Source organism: Paenibacillus vulneris (genome assembly GCF_039543185.1).
GTDB classification, from domain to species: domain Bacteria; phylum Bacillota; class Bacilli; order Paenibacillales; family NBRC-103111; genus Paenibacillus_S; species Paenibacillus_S vulneris.
In genome coordinates, this window is the sequence record NZ_BAABJG010000055.1 from 481,360 (window position 1) to 490,727 (window position 9,368).

Here is a 9,368-nt window from a genome sequence, read left to right on the forward strand (position 1 = left end):
TCGGGTCTCGTCTCTCCATAAAATCAGTTTTTCATCTCAGTTTTTCAATCCCTTTAAGTTCATGGTCATATATATACTCACTCAAAAATTTTTCTTTATCCCAGACAGCAATCCGATTCTCATATACTTCGACATCTTCTATTTCTACAATGTCACCATTTTCCCATAACATATCACCTTGTTTTATTAATGACACATCAACAATTTTAATAAATTCAGTGGGCTTAAACTCACTTATTTTCATCATCTGATCTCCTATTCATAAAATCTGCGTTATATTTAAACCTCAATCTTCCCATACTCCTGCTTTTTTAAATCTCTGGATAAGCCAATTAACCCCTTCTTGACCATGCACTAAGGCAACAAAAGCATCACGTGAATTTGTTATCTCACATAACTGATAAAGAAAGTCAGCCTTAACAATTTTATTATTCCTCTCGTATTTACTAATGGCGCTTCTCGAAATATCAAGAAGGCAGCTCAATTCATCTTGAGTCATGTTTGCTCTCTTACGACACGCCTTCAAAACTTTGGCGAGTACATTATCAATATTCTTTAATGGAGTAATTGATTTAGACTTATAAATTTTTATAAATTCTTCATCAGTGAAAGTAAGTAAATTTTTTATTACCTCTTCTTCATTGATTGAATCTATATCGAAGGAATTATCATTAGCCAATGTATCGCCTCATCTTCATTTCTTAAAAATCAACCTTATATTAGTGCTTTTCTTTGTACAGTTCGTTACTAAAGAAATTCTGTAACATTGAGTAAAGCTTCCTATGCGATCCATCACCCATATTGCGCACTCGGACAAGTTCCTCATAGGATAGATTCAACAGATCTTCAAGGCTATTAACTCCTACCCTCTTAAGGCAATTGTACACCCTTACCTCTGAACATCCGCCGCTCATTTCCATAAAATCTTCAATTAAAATTGCTGAATATATTGCTTCAGCCCCAAAGAAAAACCTTAGTTGTTTTTTTGGATGGTTTTTTAAATCTTGAAAAGTTTCGGTTAGCGGCAGATCAACATTTCTCTTTATAGCCTTCTGAGCGAGCATCTCTTGTCTCTTTATAGTTGCACATTTAGAACAGCCTTTATTTTTCACTCTCAGTCTAACTGGTTCATAAACACTGTGATCTGACTCACAAATCCACCATACTCTTTTATGTGATGTGCAAGTAACATCCATTGGAGTGCAGAATTTTGTTTTTAATACATCCCATTCTTTAACCAACTCCTCATGGGTATGAGCAAGTGGCATTAATTTCGTATGCAATTTAATCACCTGTTGTTATGAAATCAGTTTTATAGTATTTGAATTTTCACTCCAGATTTAACTGCAACTTCTCTTACTTTTTCAAAATCACCTGTTACATTTTCAAATTTATATCCCTTATCAACAAGGTAAGCTCTATAACAAATATTAATGTCAAATAACTTACTCATAAACCTAGAAAGATTATCTTTTTCGCCAGTTGTTAAAAAAATCATGAGCATACTCCTTATGCTATTCCATTAAAATCCGTGTTTTATGTGTTTCTGTTTTCTGTTAAGTAACATCATGCTTGCTGAAATTGGTTCGTTAGAGGGTTAACCACATAGCCTAAAAGTGATGCGACAGTAACAACTTGATTCATTGTTAATGCGTAATCATCAATAATGCTATCATCTTCATCGAGTAGATCAACAACACACTCTGGCTCATTTTTGTTTTCAACAAATTCTGTTTTAATTCTATTGAAAATTTCTTTTGCTTTTTCTTCTGATTCCAGATTTAACCCTAGAAGTGTTTCGAATTCATTCTCTTTCACATTAACCTTGACAAATTGCAATCCCCATGAATTTTGTCTCATAAGAACATCTCCTTTTTGTTTTTGAATAAGTAAATGAAATCAGACTTTTATTGTATTATTTCAAAATGCTCATTTACCCATTTATCGTCAGTTACTCTGTGAATAGGGGCATAATCGAGCAGTTGTTTACTACCGTTGTCATCTGAAGTAATCAGTGCTCTCCTTCCCTCCTGAATAACCTCGTAACATTTGCCAAGTGTATAAGCACCTGCGCCATTAAGTATCGTTTTCTTCGCTTTAACAAACATTTTATCCACTACCTTTTCCCATAAAATCTGAATTTCATCAAGATATCTTTAGTACATGAACTTGAGGTTTTCTAACCATATACCCTCTGTCAACCCAAATCAAATATTTTCCATTTTCATCGTGTTCGATCCATCCATCTTCAAATAACATAATCCATTTTATCAGTAACTTCTCAAGAAATTTCACTTTTAGCCCCCAACCTCAGAATTATGTATTTTTCCCTTAGTAATATATTACCATTTATATAATCGCAGTTCAATCGTTTTATATGATATTTTATTCATATTTTATATTTAATTTCCGTCATCTCACATCAATGAGTTATAGGAAGCCTACTCTTTTTCATTCAAGGGCAGGCTTTATTCCTTATCTCCAAGCATATAAATCATTGCTATCTATAGCTAAAACTTCTTCAATATCACAAATCTGGAGTATAAAGCTTTCAATCTCGCTCACGAGATAAGGAAATTCTCCCCTTCCTCTCATTAAATTAGCCCTGTTCTGAATACTCCTTAGACTAATCCCAAATTTTCCTTCTTTCTCTGAATTAACAACTAGATCACTGAGTGTAACAGTAAAACACATTTCAATGTCAATAAATTCATCAGCAGTCTTTCTTTGGAATGGTACCTCAATTGGAACATAAACAAAATTCTTGGCCCAATCAATCTTCCCTTTTCCAAAATTAATAAACATCCATTTAGGCGATAGTCCTTCTTCATAATAATCATAGTAAACATCAATATTAGCCATTAGACATCAAACACCACCATTTTAACCTGCCCTTGGATGAAAACATCTTGAATAGATAATATTCTTGGAGGAATATTCTTATTAGAAGCTTGTAGTATGACCTTATCGCCATCATAGTACACTCTCTTAAGTGTTGCCTCATCTCCATTAACAATAACAACACCAATTTTACCATTTTCAACAAAAGTTTGTTTCTTAACTAAAACCTTAAATCCTTCTCTAATTCCTTCATCAATCATTGAATCTCCTTTAACAATTAAGTAAAAATATTCACCATCCGAAATTTCCTTTTTTGAAGCGAATGTATAACCTACAATATTTTGTTCAGCCACGTAGTCATATCCTGCCTTTATGGTTCCATAGATAGGAATTTTAATTACAGAATCGTCATTCACTACTCTATTAGTAACTTTGGTCCCCAATGTTGGTATCAGGTCCATTGTTAAATTGTCTCTTACTATAATATCCTGGCTATCCAAGTAACCTGCCTTAGTCATTATTTCATCATATTCTACTCCAAGAGCAATTGAAATTTTCTTCAGTATTTCTGGCGATGGAACCCCACGCTTTCCATTCTCCATTTGAGAGAGATAAGAAAATGATACACCAGACTTGTCTTCCAGTTCTCTTATTGTTAGATTCTGGCGCTTTCTTAACATTTTAAGATAGCCACCAAACTCTATTGCATTTGTTTTCATATGTGATCAACTCTCTTAAATTAGTGTTTGCAATTGTGATATCATGTATGTTATATTATGGATATAGAGATTATCACAAACTTACTAACACAATTGTAAACCAAAATGTTTGATTTGCCAATATAATATTTAGGGGATGATAATAATATTTCAATACGAGTTGGATCTTGAAAAATACTTATGTGATAATATCAATTTAGTTGAAGAGAATATGCTCTTTGTTTCAAATCAAGTTCGAATACAATCTCGAAGATTAGATATTTTATCGTTAGACAATAATCAATATTTGTGTGGTATTGAATTAAAAAATAAGAAGCCTAATCAGGGAACAATCAAACAATGTGAATACTATATAAACAATTGCCTACCATTGAAAAGACTTTTATTAATTGCCCCTGACTACAGTGACAAGATTGCCAATCAACTGAAATTATTAAACAAAGTTGAATTAAAAATATACTACTATGAAAATAATAAGATTATAATTAAGGACTTTGTTTCTAATCCAACAAAAAAAATTAAAGTTAAAGTCGCCAAAGAGAAAATTAAAGATAATCTTCAATTGAATCATTTCAGTAATTCGAGTGATTCACTAAAAAACTTTGCCAAGAGATTGAGATGTCTCAGAGAATCGAAAGGTATAAATCAAAATGAGCTCTCTCATGTATTAGGCATCCCACGTCCATCAATAGCAAATTATGAAAGCGAAAAAAATAATAGATTACCCAGAAATGATAGATTAATAGCAATTGCTAAGTATTTTGATGTTTCAATTTCTTATCTACTAGAAGGTTAGTATCTAATACATTCATCTTAAAATACATAAGAGGAGCTGGGTCTATGGATCAACATGAGAATATTTATAAAGTCTATGGTGAAATTACAATACCATTTTATTTTGAAACTCTTAGTACAACAGAGAAAGAAGCGCTTGAAAAAGTAGGTATTATCCTCAATAAAAGATCAATAGAATTGATTGAGGCAACCGTACATACGCATGAAGGAAAAGAACATCTGTTAATTGCCAAAAAATGCTCTATTAAACTTCATGAAGCTTTGGGAGAGAATGATATTTAAGAATAATAGACCTGCTGTATAATTGCAGCAGTTTTTATTTTATATTGTATCATTCTCATACCTACAAACTTCTTTCCCTGAAGATATCTCAACTATTCGATATCCTTTTGTGGCAAAAGGTAAAAGCGCTTCAATGTTTTCACTACATAATTTAGTCATCTGCCAAACCTCTAATTTAGTTTCTTTGTCATATGAAACTAATAATTCAATTCGATATTTCTTTTCCATTGTTGTCTCTCCTAGTCGCAATTGCTAACACAAGTAATTGCAATATTATAATTGCGAAATTCGCAATTGTCAAGCTGCTCTATTGCCATATTTTAGTTATCCACTATATAATAAGGGCAATATCTTTTGGGATAGGGGTAGCAAATGCGGAAACGAAAGGTGATCAAAAGCAATCTTAAGGAATTATTGAATAAGCGCGGCATGGATAATAAAACACTACATAAGATCACCAAAGTTAGAGAGGCCACTATTGGGGAAATGGTAAACAACACAAATAAATCATTTGTTGTTGATAATTTAAATAGTATTATAAATGCTCTCAATATTGAAAATATTGAAGAATTACTTACAATAGTTGATGAAGAGGATATAAAAAAGGACACAGACCGTTAGGCTCATGTGTCTTTTTGCTTTCCTTTAAAATGCGGATTTCATCGGATTCCATCATCTAACAAAACCTATGAATTCATTGCCGCGATCACTAAACTCTCTTACCATAGAGCAAACCAATCCAAAGGACATCCCTGAATGGTTCTGTCCTTCAATTGTCTTTTTTGCCTCATCAAGACTGCCTCCATCATTCAAAATCTTTACGATGTCTAAGCAGCACCCCAACTCCATTCCATGGTATAAATCATTAAGTCTAATTGGAACAATTCGATCCCAAAGTTCCCATTTATCTTCAGTTAAAACTTCCCTACCTTTAATCTTCCACTCTTCACTTAGAGATGGAATATTCTCAATAAATTCTCTTTCTCTGCGTTCGTGGTCTTCTCTCCACTTTCTCTGAGACTCATCGAATTCGCTCTTTGTCTTCCCTGTAATGGCTTCATATGCCCCATCCATTGTAACTGTGTCGGAATATAACATAACCCCATTAAACTCTCCGCAAACCAGAATGCCTGATTCTCTATACTCTAATAACTTGCGAACAGCACTTCCGATTGTGCTACCTGCCGTGAAATCAATCTTTAGATATTGTTTGTTCATGTATATTTTTTATCTCCTTATGAAGTACGAATTTTATTTACTTTTTTGTACTAACTCAGTTACGAAATCCATTCGGCTTTTTGCTGCGTTAAATTGTTGTTCCGCTTCTTTTATCATATGATTCAGTACCTGCTCTTTTCCCCATTCAATTTTGTCTGGAGTAACGTATATTTCTCCGTCATTAAATAGAACTCTATTTACCCATTCCATGCTGTCTTCATAATTCAAGATTCGCTTTATTTTTAACTTAGGCTTTTTCCTGTTCTCTCTGATATGGTAGACCTTTTCGTAAGTTTTAACTTCTCGACCAAACATTTGACCACCCCCATTTCCAATGAAAGACGAGTTTTAATGGATATTGAAACCTAAGTCATTTTACTTATTTTATTTATTGAAATCTGTCTTTGTTATTCATCACTCGTTCTTTAATCTCATTATAATTAAAATCTAAGTTCAGCATTCCAGCAATAGCACGTTCTACCTTTACGACTTTCTTTAAGTCTTCAGTACTAAATGCATCACGCAACAATTCATTCTTTTCTATTTCATAAATTTCCTTTAAACGTTTTGCGTCTGTATCCCAAAGAACTTTATATACTAGATTAGTGAAATTTGCATATTTGAATTTGTCATCCATATCAGACAAAGCAACATAAAATTCTTGAATTGCATCGGTCAACAATTTTCTTTCCCTTTTAGAAATCTCACGCTCAATAGCCCAACGTTTCACTTCATCAGGAGCAAATTCTTCAACATTCAACAGATAATTGCGGATAGACTTCGCAACCTCAGACTCTGTAAGCAGCATTCCAATTCTAAGTAGTCCGCGTCTTGTGAGGAGCGTTAGGGAATTCATACCTTTAAACGCTAGTTCATCCTGAACCATCGTCTTAAAATCGCTTAAAGACCTGCCTTTAAGAACTCTCATTTCTCCGTATTCGTTAAATTCATCTCTATGTCTTTTAATTATTGTTCTAAGTGTTTCAATTGGAACCTCATAATAATTTGCAGCCATCTCAATTGTAACTTCCACTGAATTAGGAAGAGTAGAAACAGTCTTCACTTTATCCATAACTGTATCTTTAAACACATATTCATCACGCATTGTTTTGCTTTCGATTAAAATTAACTCATTACCACTGAACTCCATTGAAATTTGTTTTGACATACATTACATATCTCCCTATTTTTTTATTTTTTAATTCTAAATGAAACACAAATTTTATCCTATATCATATTTTAGGCATCTATATCCAAATGAACGAAAATTAACTATTTAATAAACATATTTAAGGTCTTATGTATTTCAGAATTCAATTCAATTGGTGATCATCCCCAAATCAACCAACCAACGAAAACTCCGCTTCCGAAAATACTGCAAAATATCACTAAGACCCGAACAAATGCTTCTGCCGCAATTCAAATCCACCCATGTCCATTCCTCCCCATGTTTTTCCATATTCAGTCGGTGTTCCTTGAATTATGCGATTCGATCAGTAAATTAATTTTTTCAATCAGTTCATTTTGCTTGTTTATTACCGTATTTATGGCTTCCGCAAGAATCCTGATATCACTTCTTGAATCGTGAAAAATCCCACTTCCATCTGAAGGTCGTACCGTAATATTTGTTGGCGAAATTCTTTTAATTTGCATCTCTCTCATGTCCCTCCATATTCAAATCTGTCCGTAAATTTCTCTTTCCATTTCGATGGTGTCCTTTAATGCAAACGTCTCCCAATCTTCGGCAAATTCCTTATCACGTTCGCCACTTATCGCTCTGACAATATCAAATCCATACCACGCTGTTAGTGGTTCATACTTTTTTGTTATTTCGCAAGTATATCCGCATTCTGAGCACCACACCCAGTACTCGTTACTCGCATACTCATAATCAGTGGAATCTATAACAAGCCCACGTTTTTTGCACTCTGGGCACTTGATAGCCGTCCTATACCTTTGAGCTATCACTTCAAACAGCTTAATTCTTCGTACGGCAACCGAATAACTAATTCCGCATTGTTCGGCATACTCTACTGCCCGAATATGCTGCCTTTTTCTCCTCGCTGCTCCCACTGGCGAAACCTCCCACGTATTTGAATATTCAAATTCAGTCTGTAAACAATTTCTCAATATATGGCTTTTGAAGTGGATGCTTATGCCCTTCGATATACACCTCAACGTGATAACCAGATTTGGTTATTCGAATCACCCTGCCAGATCGCATTAGTTTTGTTCCATGGAAGTATCCGACAATATCGTCGATAGAAACTTTGTTTCCTTCCCTGTCCTTGACTGACTTCACTTCGATCAATGTCGTGCACCCCCAAGTTCCTCGATATTCATAATGTTCATAGCCCTTCTGCCATTCCACGCAATTCCTCCATGCTGATATTGGCGTGTTTTTCTTTATTATTTTCTGGCTCTTTAAGTTCGAGTGCTTCCATCACATAGAGAGTTGATGAATGTTGGATTGGAATAGTCTTTCCGGCTTTTTCGAACTTCTCGACCAATTCCTTTTTGTGCTGTTTCATCGTTTTCCATAACCACTCATATTTGTTCACCATTAACCCTCCCATGTATTTCGATATTCATCGAATTACTTAACGTTCAATTCACTAAGAATGCCTTTGGCAACAGATATTAGTTGCTGCTCGTATTCGCCTAAGACTCTCTCCTTAAGTTGATCTTTCAAATGCCATATTTCTCTTTTAAGTTCCGCGTTTTTATTCAGTTGCTCTAGGAGTAATCTCTGTAATCGATCATTTTCTGCCAGAGCCTTTTTTAGCTCGCTCTCGTATTCCATACAGCCTCCTAGTACGCTTGATATTCAATATGTTGTGTGACGGCGTTTTTCGTTTTGTTTACGATCAAAAATTATTTGTTTGTAGTACTCTTCAAAGGCTTCATTTTCTTGCTGTTCCATATCGGCTTCATGATCAACTCCATAGCCAGCAATACAACCTGCCCTAAAAAAATTATTTAACAGTTTTTTCAATTCATCTTGTTTGATGTATGGCAATTCCATCACGCCTTACGAACAAATTTATTCATTCTATCACTTCAACATCCGCAAGCTGTATGATCCACTCGTCAAAAATTAGAGGTTGCAAACCATTTTCGACACATGAGGCTATATATGCTTCGTAGAGTTCATCTTCCTTTAATTCAGATAAACAGACTTCGCATACATCGTCACCATCCTCATACTGATGGAACGAGTGTCCACAGCGTTCGCATAAAACTGATGTCCCGGCCATCTGGTTCCCCTTCCTGACGGACAAGTTTATTCATTTTGTCACTTCGATAATAGCTTCATAGAGATCATGAAGACTCCTTACATCACCAGTAGCCAACTTATTTGATAAATCATCTCGAAACTTTCTAATTACCTGAATATCTCTAGAACCCGATACATTGCTCAATAACATCCCAAACTCAGTATGAACCTTTTGATTTTTGTCCATTTCTCATGCACGCTCCCTATTCATTTTGTTGTATAGCAGCCTATCTGAG

21 protein-coding genes are annotated in these 9,368 nt (G+C 34.4%); 3 read left to right on the forward strand and 18 right to left on the reverse strand.

The window, feature by feature from the left end:
- Positions 1-31: 31 nt before the first annotated feature.
- The 8 genes from ABEA66_RS35140 to ABEA66_RS35175 all read right to left on the reverse strand — a co-directional run bounded on the left by ABEA66_RS35140 (position 32) and on the right by ABEA66_RS35175 (position 3,560).
- Complete coding sequence (locus ABEA66_RS35140) at positions 32-247, reverse strand: hypothetical protein (protein WP_345595038.1); 216 nt, start codon at positions 245-247, stop codon at positions 32-34.
- Positions 248-286: 39 nt separating this feature from the next.
- Positions 287-679, reverse strand: a complete 393-nt coding sequence (locus tag ABEA66_RS35145; protein WP_345595040.1) for a helix-turn-helix domain-containing protein — start codon at positions 677-679, stop codon at positions 287-289.
- Positions 680-719: 40 nt separating this feature from the next.
- Positions 720-1,283, reverse strand: a complete 564-nt coding sequence (locus tag ABEA66_RS35150) for a zinc-ribbon domain-containing protein (RefSeq protein ID WP_345595042.1) — start codon at positions 1,281-1,283, stop codon at positions 720-722.
- A gap of 29 nt (positions 1,284-1,312) precedes the next feature.
- Complete coding sequence (locus ABEA66_RS35155) at positions 1,313-1,498, reverse strand: hypothetical protein (RefSeq protein ID WP_345595044.1); 186 nt, start codon at positions 1,496-1,498, stop codon at positions 1,313-1,315.
- Positions 1,499-1,566: 68 nt separating this feature from the next.
- Complete coding sequence (locus ABEA66_RS35160) at positions 1,567-1,860, reverse strand: hypothetical protein (protein ID WP_345595046.1); 294 nt, start codon at positions 1,858-1,860, stop codon at positions 1,567-1,569.
- A 47-nt stretch (positions 1,861-1,907) separates the two neighbouring features.
- Positions 1,908-2,108 (reverse strand): hypothetical protein, encoded by a 201-nt coding sequence (locus ABEA66_RS35165; RefSeq protein WP_345595048.1) that lies wholly within the window; start codon positions 2,106-2,108, stop codon positions 1,908-1,910.
- Between the two features lie 367 nt (positions 2,109-2,475).
- Positions 2,476-2,862: a hypothetical protein gene (locus ABEA66_RS35170; protein ID WP_345595050.1), complete on the reverse strand. Its 387-nt coding sequence runs from the start codon at positions 2,860-2,862 to the stop codon at positions 2,476-2,478.
- On the reverse strand, positions 2,862-3,560 hold the full coding sequence (locus ABEA66_RS35175; protein ID WP_345595052.1) for a helix-turn-helix domain-containing protein: 699 nt from the start codon (positions 3,558-3,560) through the stop codon (positions 2,862-2,864). Before ABEA66_RS35175 ends, ABEA66_RS35170 begins: the two co-directional genes overlap by 1 nt.
- 136 nt (positions 3,561-3,696) lie before the next feature.
- On the opposite strand from ABEA66_RS35175, the gene ABEA66_RS35180 reads away from it, so the two are divergent.
- Both ABEA66_RS35180 and ABEA66_RS35185 read left to right on the forward strand, forming a co-directional pair.
- Positions 3,697-4,356: an endonuclease NucS domain-containing protein gene (locus ABEA66_RS35180; protein ID WP_345595054.1), complete on the forward strand. Its 660-nt coding sequence runs from the start codon at positions 3,697-3,699 to the stop codon at positions 4,354-4,356.
- 44 nt (positions 4,357-4,400) lie between these two features.
- Positions 4,401-4,637, forward strand: coding sequence for a hypothetical protein (locus ABEA66_RS35185; RefSeq protein WP_345595056.1), 237 nt, complete (start codon positions 4,401-4,403; stop codon positions 4,635-4,637).
- A gap of 39 nt (positions 4,638-4,676) precedes the next feature.
- Here ABEA66_RS35185 and ABEA66_RS35190 read toward each other — a convergent pair whose 3' ends face one another.
- On the reverse strand, positions 4,677-4,865 hold the full coding sequence (locus ABEA66_RS35190) for a hypothetical protein (RefSeq protein ID WP_345595058.1): 189 nt from the start codon (positions 4,863-4,865) through the stop codon (positions 4,677-4,679).
- Positions 4,866-5,009: 144 nt separating this feature from the next.
- On the opposite strand from ABEA66_RS35190, the gene ABEA66_RS35195 reads away from it, so the two are divergent.
- The gene (locus ABEA66_RS35195) at positions 5,010-5,258 is read left to right on the forward strand and encodes a helix-turn-helix domain-containing protein (RefSeq protein WP_345595060.1); all 249 of its coding nucleotides are present in this window, start codon (positions 5,010-5,012) and stop codon (positions 5,256-5,258) included.
- 51 nt (positions 5,259-5,309) lie between these two features.
- On the opposite strand, the gene ABEA66_RS35200 is transcribed toward ABEA66_RS35195, so the two are convergent.
- From ABEA66_RS35200 to ABEA66_RS35235, 9 genes are all read right to left on the reverse strand, one after another.
- Positions 5,310-5,855, reverse strand: coding sequence for a hypothetical protein (locus ABEA66_RS35200; protein ID WP_345595062.1), 546 nt, complete (start codon positions 5,853-5,855; stop codon positions 5,310-5,312).
- Between the two features lie 33 nt (positions 5,856-5,888).
- On the reverse strand, positions 5,889-6,170 hold the full coding sequence (locus tag ABEA66_RS35205) for a hypothetical protein (protein ID WP_345595064.1): 282 nt from the start codon (positions 6,168-6,170) through the stop codon (positions 5,889-5,891).
- 73 nt (positions 6,171-6,243) lie between these two features.
- Positions 6,244-7,023: a hypothetical protein gene (locus ABEA66_RS35210; protein ID WP_345595066.1), complete on the reverse strand. Its 780-nt coding sequence runs from the start codon at positions 7,021-7,023 to the stop codon at positions 6,244-6,246.
- Between the two features lie 506 nt (positions 7,024-7,529).
- Positions 7,530-7,928: a hypothetical protein gene (locus ABEA66_RS35215; RefSeq protein ID WP_345595068.1), complete on the reverse strand. Its 399-nt coding sequence runs from the start codon at positions 7,926-7,928 to the stop codon at positions 7,530-7,532.
- A gap of 34 nt (positions 7,929-7,962) precedes the next feature.
- The gene (locus ABEA66_RS36505) at positions 7,963-8,226 is read right to left on the reverse strand and encodes a hypothetical protein (protein WP_486348716.1); all 264 of its coding nucleotides are present in this window, start codon (positions 8,224-8,226) and stop codon (positions 7,963-7,965) included.
- Complete coding sequence (locus ABEA66_RS35220; RefSeq protein WP_345595070.1) at positions 8,204-8,419, reverse strand: hypothetical protein; 216 nt, start codon at positions 8,417-8,419, stop codon at positions 8,204-8,206. The genes ABEA66_RS36505 and ABEA66_RS35220 overlap by 23 nt, the downstream gene beginning before the upstream one ends.
- A gap of 32 nt (positions 8,420-8,451) precedes the next feature.
- On the reverse strand, positions 8,452-8,658 hold the full coding sequence (locus ABEA66_RS35225) for a hypothetical protein (RefSeq protein ID WP_345595072.1): 207 nt from the start codon (positions 8,656-8,658) through the stop codon (positions 8,452-8,454).
- 24 nt (positions 8,659-8,682) lie between these two features.
- Entirely contained in the window at positions 8,683-8,874 is a 192-nt protein-coding gene (locus tag ABEA66_RS35230) for a hypothetical protein (RefSeq protein WP_345595074.1), read from the reverse strand.
- 268 nt (positions 8,875-9,142) lie between these two features.
- A complete protein-coding gene (locus ABEA66_RS35235) occupies positions 9,143-9,319 on the reverse strand; it encodes a hypothetical protein (RefSeq protein ID WP_345595076.1) in 177 nt (58 codons plus the stop codon).
- Positions 9,320-9,368: the final 49 nt, after the last annotated feature.